The organism is Acinetobacter sp. CAU_H_56, assembly GCF_058599425.1.
The window spans coordinates 695758-713454 of record NZ_CM178654.1; the positions used below are offsets into that span (position 1 = coordinate 695758).

18 protein-coding genes are annotated in these 17697 nt (G+C 41.8%); 11 read left to right on the top strand and 7 right to left on the bottom strand.

All coding sequences use genetic code 11. The annotated features are described in order from the left end of the window. Positions 1-78 precede the first annotated feature (78 nt). Positions 79-957, bottom strand: coding sequence for a LysR family transcriptional regulator GigC (gene gigC, locus AC4MCC_RS03435; protein ID WP_034702022.1), 879 nt, complete (start codon positions 955-957; stop codon positions 79-81). A gap of 85 nt (positions 958-1042) precedes the next feature. Here gigC and AC4MCC_RS03440 point away from each other — a divergent pair, with 85 nt between their 5' ends. Further along, entirely contained in the window at positions 1043-1804 is a 762-nt protein-coding gene (locus AC4MCC_RS03440) for a ferredoxin--NADP reductase (protein WP_180013600.1), read from the top strand. 311 nt (positions 1805-2115) lie between these two features. On the opposite strand, the gene AC4MCC_RS03445 is transcribed toward AC4MCC_RS03440, so the two are convergent. After that, positions 2116-2538 carry a hypothetical protein gene (locus AC4MCC_RS03445; protein ID WP_005237048.1) on the bottom strand — a complete coding sequence of 141 codons (423 nt, stop codon included), beginning with the start codon at positions 2536-2538 and terminating at the stop codon, positions 2116-2118. 407 nt (positions 2539-2945) lie between these two features. Here AC4MCC_RS03445 and AC4MCC_RS03450 point away from each other — a divergent pair, with 407 nt between their 5' ends. The 4 genes from AC4MCC_RS03450 (at position 2946) to AC4MCC_RS03465 (ending at position 5850) form a co-directional block, all read left to right on the top strand. After that, positions 2946-3299, top strand: a complete 354-nt coding sequence (locus tag AC4MCC_RS03450; protein ID WP_419364620.1) for a hypothetical protein — start codon at positions 2946-2948, stop codon at positions 3297-3299. A gap of 198 nt (positions 3300-3497) precedes the next feature. Beyond that, on the top strand, positions 3498-5333 hold the full coding sequence (locus tag AC4MCC_RS03455) for a mechanosensitive ion channel (RefSeq protein WP_491885685.1): 1836 nt from the start codon (positions 3498-3500) through the stop codon (positions 5331-5333). A gap of 67 nt (positions 5334-5400) precedes the next feature. After that, complete coding sequence (locus tag AC4MCC_RS03460) at positions 5401-5568, top strand: hypothetical protein (RefSeq protein WP_419364616.1); 168 nt, start codon at positions 5401-5403, stop codon at positions 5566-5568. Positions 5569-5697: 129 nt separating this feature from the next. Continuing rightward, entirely contained in the window at positions 5698-5850 is a 153-nt protein-coding gene (locus AC4MCC_RS03465; RefSeq protein WP_419364614.1) for a hypothetical protein, read from the top strand. 34 nt (positions 5851-5884) lie between these two features. On the opposite strand, the gene AC4MCC_RS03470 is transcribed toward AC4MCC_RS03465, so the two are convergent. Beyond that, complete coding sequence (locus AC4MCC_RS03470) at positions 5885-7084, bottom strand: BaiN/RdsA family NAD(P)/FAD-dependent oxidoreductase (protein ID WP_491885686.1); 1200 nt, start codon at positions 7082-7084, stop codon at positions 5885-5887. Positions 7085-7272: 188 nt separating this feature from the next. Here AC4MCC_RS03470 and AC4MCC_RS03475 point away from each other — a divergent pair, with 188 nt between their 5' ends. Then, on the top strand, positions 7273-7596 hold the full coding sequence (locus AC4MCC_RS03475; protein WP_004785040.1) for a DUF4870 family protein: 324 nt from the start codon (positions 7273-7275) through the stop codon (positions 7594-7596). Between the two features lie 24 nt (positions 7597-7620). Here the strand turns inward: AC4MCC_RS03475 and AC4MCC_RS03480 are convergent, their stop codons facing one another. Next, on the bottom strand, positions 7621-8481 hold the full coding sequence (locus AC4MCC_RS03480; protein ID WP_491885687.1) for a 1-aminocyclopropane-1-carboxylate deaminase/D-cysteine desulfhydrase: 861 nt from the start codon (positions 8479-8481) through the stop codon (positions 7621-7623). Between the two features lie 178 nt (positions 8482-8659). On the opposite strand from AC4MCC_RS03480, the gene AC4MCC_RS03485 reads away from it, so the two are divergent. Next, positions 8660-8845 (top strand): NF038215 family lipoprotein, encoded by a 186-nt coding sequence (locus AC4MCC_RS03485; protein ID WP_419364608.1) that lies wholly within the window; start codon positions 8660-8662, stop codon positions 8843-8845. A 102-nt stretch (positions 8846-8947) separates the two neighbouring features. Then, complete coding sequence (locus AC4MCC_RS03490) at positions 8948-9571, top strand: LysE family translocator (protein WP_004785033.1); 624 nt, start codon at positions 8948-8950, stop codon at positions 9569-9571. 62 nt (positions 9572-9633) lie between these two features. Here the strand turns inward: AC4MCC_RS03490 and AC4MCC_RS03495 are convergent, their stop codons facing one another. Further along, positions 9634-10821, bottom strand: coding sequence for an ammonium transporter (locus AC4MCC_RS03495; RefSeq protein ID WP_491885688.1), 1188 nt, complete (start codon positions 10819-10821; stop codon positions 9634-9636). 451 nt (positions 10822-11272) lie between these two features. Further along, complete coding sequence (locus AC4MCC_RS03500; RefSeq protein ID WP_491885689.1) at positions 11273-12253, bottom strand: MBL fold metallo-hydrolase; 981 nt, start codon at positions 12251-12253, stop codon at positions 11273-11275. A 267-nt stretch (positions 12254-12520) separates the two neighbouring features. Between AC4MCC_RS03500 and AC4MCC_RS03505 the strand changes: the two genes are divergently transcribed. Beyond that, the gene (locus AC4MCC_RS03505) at positions 12521-12637 is read left to right on the top strand and encodes a hypothetical protein (protein WP_373683639.1); all 117 of its coding nucleotides are present in this window, start codon (positions 12521-12523) and stop codon (positions 12635-12637) included. A gap of 297 nt (positions 12638-12934) precedes the next feature. Here AC4MCC_RS03505 and metG read toward each other — a convergent pair whose 3' ends face one another. Next, complete coding sequence (metG, locus tag AC4MCC_RS03510) at positions 12935-14995, bottom strand: methionine--tRNA ligase (RefSeq protein ID WP_419364599.1); 2061 nt, start codon at positions 14993-14995, stop codon at positions 12935-12937. A gap of 314 nt (positions 14996-15309) precedes the next feature. On the opposite strand from metG, the gene AC4MCC_RS03515 reads away from it, so the two are divergent. Continuing rightward, positions 15310-16113, top strand: a complete 804-nt coding sequence (locus AC4MCC_RS03515; protein ID WP_491885690.1) for a hypothetical protein — start codon at positions 15310-15312, stop codon at positions 16111-16113. A gap of 288 nt (positions 16114-16401) precedes the next feature. Beyond that, positions 16402-17661, top strand: coding sequence for an iron-sulfur cluster carrier protein ApbC (gene apbC / locus AC4MCC_RS03520; protein WP_491885691.1), 1260 nt, complete (start codon positions 16402-16404; stop codon positions 17659-17661). Positions 17662-17697 lie beyond the last annotated feature (36 nt).

Genomic DNA, 17697 nt, shown 5'->3' on the forward strand with positions numbered 1-17697 from the left:
GTCATTTAATTCTAATAAGATATTTGTCTCTAAAATAAAAAAAGCGCCCTTAGGCGCTTTTTTTATTTCAACAAAATTTTAAGCTTCACAGAATTTCATAAAGGCTTTGAGGCCTGGACCTTGATATTTCTGGCGGTGTACCAGCATAAATAAAGGACGGGTGAGTGACCAGAATGGAGTATCCAGAATCACCAGTTGGCCTTTTTCCTGCAAAGGTTCAATCGCCAGCTTGGAAATACAAGACATCCCTAGACCACCTGCCACAATCTTCAGAATCGCTTCATTATGGCCTAACGTCAGACGGATATTGGCGTCGGGTACATCTTTTAGAATGGCATTATCAAAGACTTCACGAGTTCCTGAACCTTCTTCACGTAAAATCCATTCAACCGATTTAAAATCTTCAGCAGTGAGCGGATGGTTTAGCTGAGCCAGAGGATGATCCGGTGCACAGCACACTGCAAGTTCATCATCGCGCCAATGAATACATTGCAGTTGTGGTAAATGGCAAGAACCTTCAATCAGGGCCAAATCTAGCTGGAACTGATTTACGGCTTCGATCATCTGGCGGGTATTGCCGACCTGCAGTTGCAAGTGAGCCTGTGGCTGAATTTTCAGGAAATCTGCCATCAGGTCCGGCATCAGATAGTCGGAAATGGTCAGCGTCGCACCGAGACGAAGGTCAATGCTTTGCAGTTCACCTTTGGCTGCCTGCTCGAAAGCTTCACAGCGGCCAAGGATTTCAAGAGCTTGCGGGAGAAGAAAACGACCTAAGTCATTGAGCTGTAAACGCTTACCAAGACGGTCGAATAAAGGCGCGCCAAGACCATCTTCTAAATCTGCTAAAGCCATACTCGCCGCACTTTGGGTGAGTTTGACTGCATCACTGGCTTTGGTGACGGTGCCTTCTTGAGCAACTGCTACAAAAACAGCCAACTGGCGTAAAGTCATGCGCATGAATAGAGCCTTAACATTTAAAAAATATTAATAAATTATGCTGTCATGCTACCATGAGCATAGTCTTTGATGCCACGTTTGAATCATGTCTATTGAAAAATTTAGCTTAGAAAAGGTTTTATCTGTACACCGTTGGACCAATACGCTGTTTAGTTTCACCATGACCAGACCTGCGCATTTCAAGTTTACGGCAGGACAGTTTGCGCGTATTGGCTTGAAAGTGGGGGATGAACTGGTCGTTCGGGCATATTCAGTCGTGTCATCGCCTTTTGATGAAACGCTGGAATTTTTTTCGATTGTGGTTCCTGAAGGGAAATTTACTTCGAATTTACAACATCTTAAAGTAGGTGATGAACTCTACTTAGAGAAAATTCCCTATGGCTATCTGACTCTGGCGCGTTATCAATTGCCATTGCCACAAGATTTATGGCTGCTTGGCACTGGTACAGGTCTGGCACCATTTTTATCTATGCTGCAAGACTTTGAGACCTGGAATAAATATAAACATATTAACCTGGTTTATAGCGTCCGTACGCAAGACGAACTGGCTTATGTCGACCGTATTCAGGAAATTGCCGAGAGCTTTGGCGAAGGTCATACAGGTTTTAAATTTATTCCAATTATTACCCGTGATCCTGAAGCAGCACTTCACCATCGTTTACCGATCTTGATTGAAAATGGGGAACTTGAACGGGCAGCAGGACTCCAGCTTAATCCTGAAACCAGTCATGTGATGCTCTGTGGTAACCCGGAAATGGTCGAAGATACCAAAGAAGCGCTAAAAGCACGTGGTCTGACCATGAACCGCCGTGGTGAAGGAAATATTGCGGTAGAGAATTATTGGTAATTCCTTTAGAGTTCCTCCCTTTCTAAAAGGGAGGTTAGGAGGGATTGAAGTTAGATTATTTGTCAGTTCTTGAATCCTCCCCAACCCCTCCTTTGCAAAGGAGGGGCTTTTACCTCTCCCTTGCGCAGCAGTGCTGCTCATCGCTTAAAAGGAAAGGGAGTTACATCCTTCTTTAAATTAGAAATGGATTAAAACTGAAAATATTTTCAAGTTAAAAAGAATCCCCCTAAATCTCCCTTTGTTAAAGGGGGACTTTTATTTTTTTAGGTACAAAAAACCTCCGTCATGGAGGTTTTTTTCATACTGTCATATTAGTGAACAAACATATCCATAAAGTCACGGATTTCCTGAATGGCAGTATCTGTATCGGTCGTTAACCAGGTCGGCTCAAAGAAACCGGCATAATGTTCGATTCGATCCGCAGGCACAACTAAACGTACCGGACAATCTTCTTCCAGCAGGCGCCATGGAATAATCGGAACATCATTATCTAGCCAGGCCGCAACATTCCTTACATCAATGACCATGGCATTAATGCAGTCCGGAAAAGGCATCACCGACATTTCTTCAGTACGGCGGCGGAAATATTCCAGATCCTGCCAGCGTAGCATAAAGCTCGGTTTGCTAAATTCAATGATTCCAATCAGATGCTGATCACGAGTGTAGTGCAAAGCACATTGATGTGTGACGTCAGTGTCAAGATCAAGCGATACACTCTGTTGACGATACGCCATAAAACTCGGGTGCATGAAAAATAAGGTGGATAATTATAACGTATTTTGCGCAAAGTAGCAGGTATATTGAAAAACGGTATTTTTACAGCATGTTTTAGCCCACTTAAAATGTGCTTAAAATTTAATAAAATCATAGTGGTATATTATTTATTTTATAGACGATTTAATTCCTGATAAATCAGCTAAAAACCGCCAGCATCAACTGTCTGGGAAGAGATTTTCTAACCATAAAAGCATAGTATATTCAGGCCAGAAAATACCTCTTTTTGAAACTAATACCAAGTTCATCAGACTCATACATATAACTTACATCCATTCACTATCTCACCATCTTTTGTCACAGAAGCTGTGATAACTGCTTGTTATGATAAAAATCTACTTATGAATAAGAAAGAGTGAGAATGGTCATGGTTGATGATTTTAATAAAAAACCACCTTTACATGATCAGGCAGCAATTACGCAGAAGAAGCGCATTCCTGTCTATATCCTGATTTTGGTCGGTATCTTTTTACTGGCAGTCCTGTTCTATATGTTTGCAGATATGAAGCCAGATGCGCCTGCGACCCAGCCTAATACACCAGTACCAGCGACTGAAGCCCCTGCCAATAATGCTAGTCCGGCGACTACTCCAGGGGGTGAAAGCAATGAAGCAATGGCTACCGCAGATGATGCGATGACAGAAGCAACAGCCACTGTAGGCGAAATGTCACAAGATACAGCAGAAGCTACTGCAACTGATGTTCAACAGGCCACCCAATAATTGGAATTATTAAAAAAATCTCTGGTTCATGACTAGGGCTTTTTTGCAATAGGTGGTGATGTTTTTCAAAGTTCTGTATCTCCAGGCAAGCTAAGCACAGGAAGTCTAAGCTTTATAAGCAATCGGAAAGAGCTGAAGATTTCAAAAATAAGCTCGTGAATTCAGATAAATAGCGTAATAACAAAGAGGGCAGAAAACATGAATGATTATATGAGAGGCCCACGTGGTGGCTATGATGCCATGTACTACTGGGATCAGTTTCATCCAATTCTTAGTGCAATTGCCATATTAGTCCTAGGTTGGATTATTGCATTACTCGTCTCGGCAGGTGTTAAAAAAATCTTGCAAAAACTAGGGACCAATACACACTTAAATGCAGCGACAGGACATCGCTCTAATGTCGAGAGTATTATCGCTCGTGTTGTGTTCTGGATTATTCTGATTATTGCAGTCATCGGTGCGCTTAACGTACTGAATCTGACAGCAGTGAGTGGACCGTTCAGTAATATGATCCAGCAGGTCCTGCTCTTTATTCCACAATTGCTGGCGGCTGTTGCTGTAGCCTTTATTGGATGGATTGTGGCGAATCTGGTCAAAGTCGGCTTGCAAAAAATGCTTGATCGCACCCAGCTGGATGAAAAGCTGAGTGCTGAAGTCGGTGTCAGCCCGATTAGCCAAAATATCAGTGAAATTGTTTACTGGCTGATTTTACTGCTGTTCTTGCCAATTGTCTTGTCGATTCTAGGTCTACATGGTTTATTACTGCCTGTGCAGAACATGCTGACGGATGTCGTAAGTTATCTGCCTAATATCTTCATTGCTGCAGTTATTGTATTTGTCGGATACATTCTGGCAAAAATCGTTCGCGGTATAGTTGAAGGTTTGCTCAACAGCCTGAATATTCAACATCAAGCTGAAAAAGTCGGCATTTTCAAAAACTCGAATGTCGCTCAACTGATTGGTTCATTCATCTTCGCAGTCGTAATTATTACGTCATTAATCATTGCATTTGAAGCACTGGGTATCGAAGCAATTTCTCAACCAGCAACTGCAATGCTGTATGAGATCATGAATGCCATTCCAAATATCATTGCAGCTGCACTGATTCTGATTCTGGCTTATGTGGTGTCTAGACTGGTAGCACGTCTGGTGACTGAAGTCGTTGCCGGAACAGGCGTGGATGAGGTTCCAGCCAAACTGGATCTGCAACGCTTCCTGGGCAAAACCAAACTATCAAGCCTCGTGGGTTACCTGATTGTACTGTTCACCATGCTATTTGCAGTTTCTGAAGCTGCGGACCGTTTAGGCTTTGAACAGGTGAGTGGCCTGATCGCGATGTTCATCTACTTCGGTGCAAACATCCTGCTAGGTGCTGTGATCCTGGTGATCGGCTTCTGGCTGGCCAATGTAGTTGCCAACATTGTGCAACGTGGTGAATACAACAGTTCACGCTGGTTAGCGAACCTGGTTCGTGTACTGATCATGGGTCTGGTCATTGCGATGGGTCTACGTGCCATGGGCATCGCTGACTCGATTGTGAATCTGGCGTTCGGTTTAACTTTGGGTGCGGTTGCAGTAGCATTTGCCTTGGCCTTTGGTCTCGGTGGCCGTCAACCAGCAGAACGTGTACTGACTGATTTGATCGATAAAGCTAAACGAGAAGCTAAAGAACCGAATCCTTTGAAAAATGAAACCAATATCATGACTTCAGGCTTAGGTGCTGATGTCAGTGGTACTACAGGTGCAGGCAGTTCAACGACAGGAGAAAATATTGTGCCGAATCAAGATCAATCACAAGATGACAATACGCCAATGCGTACCAATTTATCCAATAGTGCGCCAGCGACTTTGACCACTGCACCACAGGATGATGAAGCTTCAGGTGTAGATCAGGTGACACCAGATGTCGATCAGGCTGTACCGGATTCGCTTCAAGTTGATCCAACTCATCCACCAGCGAATAATCCATTTGGTTCTACAGGTGAAGAAGAACCGGATGTCGATAGTCATCCAAAAAAAGATGACCCGAATTAACCTGTTTTATTTAAACAAAATCGGCCACGCTTGAGTGGTCGATTTTTTTAATTCTGAGGAAATCTGAATGAATGCCAAGAAACCGAATAATCTGTTAGCACCCTTAGTGATAGCAGGCATTACCATTGGCTTTTTCACGGCTGCTTATCGGTTTGTCTTTGTGAAAAGCAAACAGGATGAGCAGGTCGAAAAAGAGCTGGATAAGAAAATACCTGATCCAGACGAATTTAACTAAGCCAGAACACTGCTCAGTCACTACACATGGAATTTCTTTTTTAAAAAATATAGAATATTCAAGTGAATACTAAAATGATTTTGGTATTTTTCTTGCATTAAAAATATAAAGAAAAAGGAGATCAATAAGATGTGGAAAACATTGCAGCATAAATTCATGGCGCCTATGGCAGATCAAGTACCCTTACATCTGCAGGAAGCGGCTCAGAAAATGCAACTGACGATTGACCGTTTAGAAAATACGGCCAATCTCAGCCTGTTTAAAACGGATTATCTGGAATAAGCGTAGTATTTTCTTTTCCTAGATCATCTTTGTATTAAACATATTCCGATGCGGCATGTGCTGATGACCATGCCCATTGGAAGTTAAAACCTCCCAAATGACCAGTCACATCCAGTATCTCACCCACAAAATACAAGCCTTTCTGCTTTTTGCTTTCCATGGTTTTAGATGAAACTTCGGTTGTATCTACACCGCCCAAAGTCACCTCGGCTGTCCGGTAACCTTCAGTTCCAGAAGGCTTCAGTTCAAAGCCACTTAAACGTTTGGCAATCTGTTCCAGCTTGTCATCACTAATATTGCCAATAGATGTTTCAGCCACTTCAGGCCAGATCAGATTCTGTAATTCTAGTACTACGCTCTTCGGTAAATGTTCGGTCAATAGAGTGCGTAGCAGAACTTTAGGCTGACTCTGTTTTTTAGCTTTAAAGAAATCAAACAGGTCGACACTTGGTAAGAAATTGACCTTAAAGCTTTGGCCAACATCCCAGTAATTTGACAGTTGTAGCGAGCTAGGACCGCTCAGACCACGATGGGTAAACAGCAGGGCTTCAGTAAAACTGTTTAGGTCATTAGACAGCGTGGCTTCAACTGCATTACCGCTCAGACGGGTGGTGATTTCCTTGAAACTATCCGAGAAAGTAAACGGCACCAGACCGGCACGGGTTGGATAGACATGATGTCCAAACTGTTTGGCTATCTCATAGCCGATACCTGAACCGCCTAAGGTTGGAATAGACAGGCCACCTGAAGCAACCACAACCGATTCCACTTCAAAATATCCTAAAGAAGTGGCTACCTGAAATCCTTGATCGTCCACAGTATTGACGGCTTTCACTTCGCAATTAGTTTTGATCTCGACCAGACCGGTCTTGTCGCATTCGGACAGCAACATCGCCAGAATTTCTTTGGCACCATTTAAGGTAAATAGCTGTCCATGTTTACGTTCTTCATACTCGATGCCATATTCGCAGACCAAGCCAATAAAATCCCAATTGGTATAGCGGCTCAGTGCTGAAATCACAAAATGCGGATTGTGCGAGATGAAATTTTCAGGTTCGACATAGAGGTTGGTGAAATTGCATTTGCCACCACCGGACATCAGGATTTTCTTACCCACCTTATTGGCTTTTTCAACGACTACGACTTTACGACCACGTTGTGCTGCCATATAGGCCGTCATTAAACCTGATGCACCTGCACCTATGACCAAAACATCGTATTGCTGAACAGACATGACACACTCAAGGGAGAAGAAAGGGGAGCATTATAGACAATTTTATTTCAGCTTTGTCTATTCCTGAAGGGCGCTGCCCGAATTACAACGTATTAGCGAATATTTATCATAAATAATTTGAAGCAGCTGGTGGATTCATGCATAGTTTTGTCATGCCTAAAAAATAATCACAATGAAAGGAATAATCTATGACGGATACAGCAGCATACAAACAATATAATCTGATCAGCTATATTCTTCATCTACTGGGTTTTTTCCTGGGAATAACCCCATTAATCGCTATTATCATGAATTATATTAAACGTGATGAAATGCGGGGCACCTGGCTAGAAAGTCATGTGGACTGGCAGATTAAAACTTTCTGGTTCAGCTTGCTGGGTTATATTCTGGGTGGGCTGCTCACCGTAATTCTGATCGGTTTTGTGATTATTTTTCTGGTCTTTGTCTGGCATGTCTATCGACTGGTCAAAGGGCTGATTGCACTCAATGAAAATAATCCGATAGGCATTTAAGTTTCGATCAGAACTTTAAGCGAGTTAAATATTTCGACCTTGTAGTCCACCGGTATGCAGGATCAGCAGTTTTTTTTCTGCTGGGAAATAACCTGTTTTAATCAGGTCAGAAATTCCCAACAGCATTTTTCCCGTATAAATCTGCTCTAAGGGAATATCATATTCAGCTTCAAAGTGCTGTATAAACTGGATCAGTTCAGGAGTGGTTTTGGCATAACCACCGCAACAATAATCATCGAGAATGGACCAGTTTCTTTTCGTGGTCAGCTTAGCCACCTCCTCATTCAGGAAGTCGCCTTTTAAGGCAGAAAATCCTAATACCTGTTGCTGAGGATGGCTGGCTTCAATCAAACCTGTAATCGTGCCACCGGTACCCACTGCACAGCAGATCACGTCAAACTGTGCATCGCCGTCCTTTAGAATCTCCTGACATCCCCGAATCGCCAATGTATTAGTACCACCTTCAGGAATGATGTAATGTGCAGGAAACTTGTGTGCTAACGCTTCTAGATAATCAGCGTCCTGTTTACGTCGATATTCTTCACGACTCACAAAATGCAGTTGCATGCCGAATTGTTGTGCCAACGCTAAAGTGGGGTTTAAAGGCTGATGGGCCAGTTCCTCACCCCGAATAATACCGGCACTCTCAAAGCCAAACTGCCGGGCTGCAAACGCCGTTGCGGCAATATGATTGGAATAAGCACCACCAAAAGTTAGCAGCTTTTTAAAGCCAAGTTGCTGTGCTTCCAGAAAATTGTATTTCAGTTTAAAAAATTTATTGCCTGATATTTGCGGATGTACTAGATCCAGACGGCGTATGGTTACAAGCCTGTCTTTCAGCCAGATGCGCTGGTCTGGAATATGCTGGGCAATTTTTTCAAACATGGTATTTTCATAAGCTAAGAATGAGCAAATTATAGCGAAATAGAATCAGCAGGATGGCAGAATCATGAGCTCCTTAAACTAAGAATAAAATTTCGTAGATTGTCACAATTCATATGCTGAAAATTTAAACAAATTTGCTAATCTGAATCTGATAGGGAACTTAGAGGAGGATAGAATAATGAAAATACTATCCTGTGCGATTTTAAGTGGATTGCTCTTAGTAGGCTTATCTGGCTGTGATGACCCGCTGAATAAACCTAAAACTGATACACGAAGCATGATCATTGGCGGAGTGCCGGTGCATGACCATGATTATAAGATGCTTGATTCATCTCTCACCGCTCAAGACCAACTGAAGAAATAGCCGGATTTCGCACAAATATTGCATCATTTGTGTAGAAATATTAAAGCAAAATAAATTATTTTTACTTAAAATAAGCCATTCATTTTAAGTTTGGATGGTCACGTGGAATCATTTTGGATTTTAGGTTCAATTGCCTTTGCCCTCATGTTAGGTGCAATGAGCCCAGGACCGACTTCTATTTATGTAGCGAAAAATTCAATTGCGATCTCACGTAAGCATGGTTTATTTACAGCTTTAGGTACCGGAACAGGGGCGGCTATTTTTGGCCTACTTGCAGTCCTAGGTTTACAGGCATTCTTGCTGGCTGTGCCGTCTGCCTATCTGGCTCTTAAAATTTGTGGTGGTTTATATCTGCTCTGGTTGGCTTTTAAAATTATCAAGCATGCCAAAGAACCGATCGATGCAGGCGATGACAGTCAAACTCAGATGTCCTTACGTCGTGCCTATATGACAGGTTTGATTACCCAATTATCTAACCCAAAAATTGCCATTGTATTGGCCAGTATTTTTACTGCTCTTTTACCAAAAGAAATTCCAACTTACTTTTACTTTGTATTGCCGGTTTTATGTTTCTTTATTGATGCGGGCTGGTGTTCACTGGTGGCCGTTGCACTTTCTGCTGAAAAGCCACGTCGAGTATATTTGAAGTTTAAAGCTGGCTTTGACCGTGCAGCAGGGGCGGTTATGACCGTACTTGGCTTAAAGCTGATCTTCGGGATGAAGTAATTTTCCAATTATCGCAGACTATAAAAAAGCCCCGATGATTCGGGGCTTTTTTAATTTGGTGCTTAAAAAATATTCTCTTCGGAATTAGCCGAGATCCGGTGAATAGATAAATCCGCACCGGTAAATTCTTCTTCCTGACTCAGACGAATACCGATCAATACTTTCAGCAGACCATAAATCAGGAATCCACCTGCCAGAGCCACTATAATCGCCAGAACTGTACCGAATAATTGTGAAATGATAGAAACACCGCCCATGCCTCCGAGCCATTGCTGACCGAATATACCGACAGCAATTCCACCAAAAGCACCGCATACACCATGCAAAGGCCAGACCCCTAATACATCATCAACTTTGAGTTTATTTTGGGAATAGGTAAAGAGTTTTACAAAAATCACGCCTGCGCTGATTCCGATAAATAATGCACCCAGTGGATGTACCACATCAGAACCTGCACAGATGGCAACCAGTCCGGCTAATGGCCCGTTGTGCAAGAAGCCTGGGTCATCTTTACCGGCTACTTTTGCCGCAATGGTTCCACCGACCATCGCCATTAAAGAGTTAATTGCAACCAGTCCGGAAATGGCATCCAGGCGCTGTGCACTCATAACATTAAAGCCAAACCAGCCGACAATCAGAATCCATGAGCCTAAAGCTAGAAAGGGGATGGATGATGGTGGATGTGCAGTAATCCGGCCATCATTTTTATAGCGTCCATTACGTGCGCCAAGTAAAACGACCGCAGCCAGAGCAATCCAGCCCCCCATGCCATGTACGACCACAGAGCCAGCAAAATCGTGGAAGCTGGCACCGAATTTATTTGCCAACCAGTCCTGAAAACCAAAGTTGCCATTCCAGATCATCCCTTCAAAAAATGGATAGATCAGAGCCACTAGAAATAAAGTCGCTAAAGCCTGCGAACGCATTTTGGCACGTTCCGCAATACCTCCAGAGATAATAGCAGGAATAGCTGCGGCAAAGGTCAGAAGGAAGAAACAGCGCATCAGGTTATAACCATGATCGGCTGCTAGAGTAGAGGCATCGTGAAAAAAATGTTGACCATAGGCAATGTAGTAGCCCACCAGAAAGTAAGCGATGGCGGATAGGGAAAAGTCAGTGAGAATTTTACTTAAGGCATTGACCTGATTCTTATGGCGAACTGTCCCTAGTTCTAAAAACGCAAATCCTGCATGCATGGCAAGCACTATAACTGCACCGAGAAGGAGAAATAATAAGTCTATATTTTGCATTGTGCGTTCCAATTTAGTGCATAGAATCACAAAAGAAATCAAGTATATAGAGGCAAACTGATTCGAAAAGAGTTACTAACAAGGGAAATTTTGATAAAGAATTTCTTGAAACTGACAAGACTCGATATAAAGCACAATAGAATTTTATGCACCAAACTAAGACATCATAAGAAAAGATAAAATTTAAATTTATATTTTGTTTTTTAAATATTTAGCTTTATCACAGAAAATGGCGTGTTAAAAATGTGCGCTAAAGGTGCACATGAAAAGTGAAAGGATTTTTAAGAAAAAATTTAAAAAAAATTAAGTGAAAGATGATTTTGAATTTCAAAAGCACATCATGATTTTAAATTTTAGAAGTCATATAGGCTATTAATTAGCTATATCTCCAACAAATAAAACCCTAACGAATTAGGGTTTCATCCGGAGCTAAAATCTCTGAAGTATTCAATTAATCTTTAAAATGCACAGGAATCCACTGATAGCTCTTTCCATCTTGTGAGTAAATATGACCAATCCCCGGGAATGGTAAATGTGGCGCTGCAATGGTCTGACCTTGCTTTGCATATTCAGCAAAATGCTTTAAACGGGTTTGCACCGCTGTTTTAGGATCGACATCGAATTCTATGGCCGTTTCAGGTTTGTCGAATTGCAAGGTATGTGAATGGACGATGTCACCGACAAAAACCACTTCTTGACCATCGGATTTGAGTTTAAAGCTGTAATGCCCTGGGGTATGACCAAAGGATGGCTTAAACTCGACCCCACCAAAGGCTAAAGATTTATCAGAAAAAACTTTCACTTTTTTAGCTTTTTCATAGGGTGCAAGGGCTGCTTTAATTTTCTCTACGGTGCCCAAGAAACCTTCCTGCTGGTCTTTTGGTAGTTTTTTAACAGTATTTGGACTCAGCCAGTAGTCATATTCAGTTTTGGAAATATGTAAAGTGGCATTTGGATAATTTGCTGCGCCGTTATTTGAAATGCCACAGACATGGTCAGGGTGTAGATGAGTCAAAAAAATATCACTCACCTGTGCAGGCTGATAACCTGATGCTTTGAGGTTGTTATAAATTGACCCTAAGTGTGCACCAAAGCAACTTGCAGCACCGCTATCCACCATAAGTATTTGATTACCTGTATTAATCAGGAAAGCATTGACTGAAGTCTGTATGCCTTTGGCTTGATCGGCATGATATTTCTTCAAAATCTCAGTTTTTTCTGCATCACTTAGGCCTTTAAACATCGATGGATTTAAGTAGTTTGTACCATCGAGCAGGGCAGTAATCTGAGTATTACCAATTTGGTGATGGTAGTAGCCAGCGACTTGTTTTTGTGAAGTAATCGGTGCAGATTCAGCAGCCTGACTCACACTTACACCTAAAACAGAAAATGAAAGTAAAGAAGTGAGAAGGGATGTCCTTAAAATATTCATGGCAATTCTTATGGTTGTGAAGTTTATGCTATGTATTAGCATGTAAAGCATGAAAATAGAATATAAAAATATTTACCATTTTTTAAAGAGAGAAAAAGAATTCGCTATCTGTACTAGATATTCAGTTTGAATCTGTATATTGATTTTTTAAGGAAATAAAAGATTTTTTATCTAAAAATATTTTTATAAATAAATTACTTAGATAAATTTCACTTTTATAAAAAAGCCCGTTAACATGGGGTATTGCAAACAGCCTTGGGTATCGCTATGAGTTTTTGGAAAAAGAAAAATAATGCAGCATTTGTATTTTTCATTATTACCTTATATTCATTGCTGGGCTTCGGCATTGGCTATGTCATCTGGGAATTTTTCCTTGATAAATAAGTGCTATTTGATTTATTGATTGATATAAATTTTAAAACTCTATTGAAAGCTCCATCACCCTTTGGGAGAAGGTTGGGATGAGGGCTATGACCACTATTTTGTTATCTGCCTTACTTTTGATCTTTCAAAAGTAAGTCAATGCCTGAGCAGAAGAATTGTGTTTTATAAAAAGAATATGGGGCAGTGATTCAATAAATCCTCTCCCTAACCCTCTCCTTTAAAAAAGGAGAGGGAACTTAAAGGTATAAAAAAGCCCCTACATCAGTAGAGGCTCTTCTTCTATCTAAGACCTAAATCTCAAGACACTTTATCACCCGGTTTAGCGCCAGATTCAGGTGAAATCACCCAAACACCTTCGCCATTACCAGCCGCAAGTACCATACCGTTTGAGATACCAAAACGCATTTTACGTGGAGCAAGGTTAGCGACCATCACCACCAGTTTGCCTTTCAGATCTTCCGGTTTATAGAACTCACGGATACCGCTAAATACGTTACGTGGTTCAGCTTCACCGACATTTAAAGTCAATTGAAGAAGTTTATCAGAACCTTCAACGATTGCAGCTTCTAGAACTTCCGCTACACGCAGGTCAACTTTGATGAAGTCATCAATGGTGATGATTTCAGCTTCGCCTACTTTAGGTTCAGCTTTCTTCTCTTTGGCTTTCTCTTTTTTCTTCTCAGCTTTCGGTGCTTCAGCAGCAGGCGCAGCTAAAGAATCTTTAGAGGCATCGACCATTGCAGCCACAGCTTTCGGATCAACACGTTGCATCAATGGCTGGAACAATGCAATTTCATGACCAGTTAAGATGTCTGTACGAGAAGAAAAGTCGAAAGAAGCCAGTGTAAGGAAGTCCTGAACTTGAGCAGCCAAAGTTGGAAGGACTGGAGCTAAATACACAGCCAATTGACGGAACAGGTTGATACCCACAGAACACACGTCATGAACTTGCTGTTCTTCGCCTTCGATTTTCGCTAAAGCCCAAGGTTTTTTCTCATCGATGTACTGGTTGGCTTTATCTGCAAGCGCCATGATTTCACGGATCGCTGCCGAGAATTCACGAGTTTCATAAGCTTTGGCAATCGAATCGCCAGCATCAATAAAGCTTTGAACCAGTTCAGGCTCGGCACAAGTTGCACTTAACTTGTTATCAAACTTGGTATTGATGAATTTTGCACAACGGCTGGCAATATTAACTACTTTACCTACAAGGTCCGAATTCACTTTCTGAACGAAATCATCCAGATTCAGGTCAGAGTCTTCTACCTTGTCAGAAAGTTTAGAAGCAAAGTAATAACGCAGGTATTCAGGGTTCAAATGCTGTAAATAAGTTTCAGCTTTAATGAAGGTACCACGTGATTTCGACATCTTCTGACCATTCACAGTCAGGAAGCCATTCACGAATAAACCGGTTGGGGTGCGGTAGTCTGCACCTTCCAGCATTGCAGGCCAGAACAGGGCATGGAAGTAAACGATGTCTTTACCAATGAAGTGATAGACTTCATTTTTAGAATCTTTTTTCCAAAAATCATCGAAGCTTAAATCAGGACGTTTAGTTTTGATGTAATTCTCGAAGCTCGACATATAGCCGATTGGCGCATCCACCCACACATAGAAATATTTGTTTGGCGCATCTGGAATTTCAAAGCCGAAATACGGTGCATCACGTGAGATGTCCCAGTCATTCAAGCCATTGTCAAACCATTCATCCAGTTTGTTGGCGATAGATACGGGTAGACGGCCTTCGTCACGGGTCCATTTTTGCAGGTATTCACCAAAATTTGGCAGTTTAAAGAAGTAATGATCCGAAGATTTCTCAACAGGAGTCGCGCCGCTTAAAGTCGATTTTGGATTTAATAATTCAGTCGCGTTGTAAGTTGTACCGCAAACTTCACATGAATCGCCGTATTGATCTTCCGCCTTACATTTTGGGCATGTACCCTTAATAAAACGGTCTGACAGGAACATGCCTTTTTCAGGATCAAATAACTGAGTTACAGGGCGAACTGCGATATTGCCGGCTTCACGGTTTTTGATATAGATTTCTGAAGCGCGGGCGCGGTTGGTATCACTGTGGGTAGAGTCATAATGATCGAAATGCACACCGAAACCGTCAAAGTCACGAATGTGTTCTTTTTGCACATTGGCGATCTGTGCTTCAGGTGAAATGCCATTTGCCTCAGCACGCAGCATGATCGCTGTACCATGAGCATCATCCGCACAGACATACGTCACGTCATGACCCATTGCACGCATCGCACGTACCCATATATCAGCCTGGATATAGCCGAGTAAGTGACCCATATGAATCGGGCCATTGGCGTAAGGAAGGGCATTGGTGACTAGGATTTTACGCACGGATTCACTCTCTCATTCGTATTCATTATGCAATGGACCATAATTTTACATGATGCAGAAGGGATTACAAAGAAATGCTTTTACAGAAGCGTTAGGAATAAATCAGGCTGAATATTCAGAATACAAAAACAGGCTATAGACGGGTAATTGACCCTTAAAAATTCGGTTGAGATAAGTTGATGCTACTTCCTGCAAGCAATAGCAACAACATGTACAGGCTTTGTTGCAGTTTGCTTAATTCACCTACGTCATTGCGTGCTTTGTGCTAAAAATTTGGCTGATCATTTTTATTATGACGCCTTAGGAGGGTACTCATGACTCAGAATAACCAGACAAGTACTTCAAAACAGAATCAAGATAAAGAACGACATGCACGAGAGCTGCATGACAAGATTGAACAAGAGCAAAAGCAGAACGAGATTGATAAACAGCATAAGCAGAAGCATGAAGAAGTCCTAGAAGCCCAAAAAAATGGTGCTGATGAAAAGTCTGATCATCAGCAAGACTCTAAAGCATCTGATCATCAGCAATCAGAGCAAAAAGATGCGTCTAAAAATGACCAATCTAATCATGGTAATCAATCAGATAAGAAAGCTGAAAGTACCAAAATGGATGACTTAAAAGCGAAAGCCATCGCGATCGGTGAAGAGCTGTTGCAAAAAGGCGAGAAAATTCTGAATGAGCTAAAAAATGGCAAATCAGACAGCCAGAAAAATGGTGAGCAAGGTTCAGATGATTCGAAAAAGGCTCAAGATCAAAGTTCTGGAGATAAATCAGCAAATCAGGCTGACCAGGATCGTATGGCAAATTTAAAAGATGAAGCGCTACACAAGTTTGAAGATACCAAAGTCAAAATTAGTGAGTTGGTGAATGAAGCTGCTACGAAACTGAATGAGTTGAAACAGATGGCGGCTGAAACCATGACTAAAATGAAAGGCGATGACCAGTCTCAGTCAGATGATTCTAAAAAGCAGGATCAGGATTCTTCTTCTAAGGATGCTAAGGATAAGGACCAAAATTCAGATCAGACTAATAATAAAGATGATGCTAAAAAGGATCAGGATAAAGCTGATCAATCTGGGCAAAACAAGACTGACCAAGATAAAAATCATAAATAATCATTTCATGTTGAAAGCCACTTCATTCAGTATTTGAATGAAGTGGCTTTTTAATGCATACTATCTAGTTAATTTTATTTAAAATTTTAAATATCAATAATATAAAATAATAAATAAGAGATGATGTTCACTTTATAAATTTTCTTCCCTGCAATCATTTAAAACCAAGTAAAATAGTTGGAAATCATATTCGTCTTTCAGGCTTCTGAATACAGATTGCTTAACCTGAGCCAAAAACCTCGTTAAACTAAGCTATTCAGATGTCTATCTATATTTTTGGAGTAACCTATGTCCTGGCTTTCTTCGCTTAAATCGGTTTTTTCGCCTTCCAAGGAGGTGAACGAAGAAGCTGTGCAGAACGTACTGCAAAACTATGTCTTGCCAAATTCTACCAATGCACTGAAAGACCGGATTACTCAGGTCAATGTGCAAGGTGAGATACTACAGATCACCATTAATACCTATCCGGAAGAAAAAGAGCAGTTACAGCAGATTCATGATGAACTGGCGGATGCGCTAGAGAAATGCGGCATCAAAGAACTAAACCTGCATGTGATTCAGCAAAAGACGGGCCATAAAAAAGAAGGTGGTTGTGGACATCATCATGCAGAAGGCGAGAGCTATTCCAGCCAGCCGCAAACTGCTGCCTCAAAATCGAACCTGCCACCTGTAGTTGATGCTTCAGGCAGCGCAGTCCAAGCAGAAGCTGACCCAAATAATCCACCGATCCAGAAAGCTGCCCCACAGCAACGCGATGTGCCGAAGCATCCACGTATTCAGAATGTGATTCTGGTCTCTTCCGGCAAGGGTGGTGTTGGTAAATCTACAACAACTGTAAACCTGGCTTTGGCTTTGCAAAAATTAGGTTTGAAAGTGGGTGTACTGGATGCAGATATTTATGGTCCAAGTATTCCGACGATGCTCGGCAATGCCGGCAAAACCCCGATGATCGAAGCCGAGCAGTTTGTTCCACTCGATGCGTATGGTATGGCAGTGCTGTCAATTGGGCACTTAACGGGTGATAACAATACGCCCGTTGCTTGGCGAGGTCCTAAAGCAACGGGCGCCTTGATGCAGCTATTCAATCAAACCTTATGGCCAGATCTGGATGTATTGATGATCGACATGCCACCAGGTACAGGTGATATCCAGTTAACGCTCGCTCAGCGTATTCCAGTCACAGGTGCTGTGATCGTCACCACACCACAAAACGTGGCATTGCTGGATGCGACCAAAGGCATTGAACTGTTCAATCGTGTGCAGATTCCAGTGATGGGTGTAGTCGAAAACATGTCTACCCATATCTGTTCAAATTGCGGTCACGAAGAACAGATCTTTGGTACAGGTGGCGGTGATAAACTGTCAGAGCAATACAATATTCCATTGCTCGGTCGTTTGCCTTTGAATGCAGTGATTCGTGAAAATGCCGATGCCGGTAAGCCTTCAGTGATTGCTGGAGATGATGCTGCTGAAAGCTACATGGCCATTGCTCAGAAAATTGCAGCAAAATTGCCAAAAGCAGAAAAAGATAAAACTCGTATTTTCTAAGATTCTATAGTGAAAAAAAGAGAGCCGAGGCTCTCT

Excerpts from the sequence above, each read along its gene's own strand:
- gigC (WP_034702022.1), bottom strand. The coding sequence starts at position 957 with ATGCGCATGACTTTACGCCAGTTGGCTGTTTTTGTAGCAGTTGCTCAA.
- AC4MCC_RS03440 (WP_180013600.1), top strand. The coding sequence starts at position 1,043 with ATGTCTATTGAAAAATTTAGCTTAGAAAAGGTTTTATCTGTACACCGT.
- AC4MCC_RS03445 (WP_005237048.1), bottom strand. The coding sequence starts at position 2,538 with ATGGCGTATCGTCAACAGAGTGTATCGCTTGATCTTGACACTGACGTC.
- AC4MCC_RS03450 (WP_419364620.1), top strand. The coding sequence starts at position 2,946 with ATGGTTGATGATTTTAATAAAAAACCACCTTTACATGATCAGGCAGCA.
- AC4MCC_RS03455 (WP_491885685.1), top strand. The coding sequence starts at position 3,498 with ATGAATGATTATATGAGAGGCCCACGTGGTGGCTATGATGCCATGTAC.
- AC4MCC_RS03460 (WP_419364616.1), top strand. The coding sequence starts at position 5,401 with ATGAATGCCAAGAAACCGAATAATCTGTTAGCACCCTTAGTGATAGCA.
- AC4MCC_RS03465 (WP_419364614.1), top strand. The coding sequence starts at position 5,698 with ATGTGGAAAACATTGCAGCATAAATTCATGGCGCCTATGGCAGATCAA.
- AC4MCC_RS03470 (WP_491885686.1), bottom strand. The coding sequence starts at position 7,084 with ATGTCTGTTCAGCAATACGATGTTTTGGTCATAGGTGCAGGTGCATCA.
- AC4MCC_RS03475 (WP_004785040.1), top strand. The coding sequence starts at position 7,273 with ATGACGGATACAGCAGCATACAAACAATATAATCTGATCAGCTATATT.
- AC4MCC_RS03480 (WP_491885687.1), bottom strand. The coding sequence starts at position 8,481 with ATGTTTGAAAAAATTGCCCAGCATATTCCAGACCAGCGCATCTGGCTG.
- AC4MCC_RS03485 (WP_419364608.1), top strand. The coding sequence starts at position 8,660 with ATGAAAATACTATCCTGTGCGATTTTAAGTGGATTGCTCTTAGTAGGC.
- AC4MCC_RS03495 (WP_491885688.1), bottom strand. The coding sequence starts at position 10,821 with ATGCAAAATATAGACTTATTATTTCTCCTTCTCGGTGCAGTTATAGTG.
- AC4MCC_RS03500 (WP_491885689.1), bottom strand. The coding sequence starts at position 12,253 with ATGAATATTTTAAGGACATCCCTTCTCACTTCTTTACTTTCATTTTCT.
- AC4MCC_RS03505 (WP_373683639.1), top strand. The coding sequence starts at position 12,521 with ATGAGTTTTTGGAAAAAGAAAAATAATGCAGCATTTGTATTTTTCATT.
- AC4MCC_RS03515 (WP_491885690.1), top strand. The coding sequence starts at position 15,310 with ATGACTCAGAATAACCAGACAAGTACTTCAAAACAGAATCAAGATAAA.
- apbC (WP_491885691.1), top strand. The coding sequence starts at position 16,402 with ATGTCCTGGCTTTCTTCGCTTAAATCGGTTTTTTCGCCTTCCAAGGAG.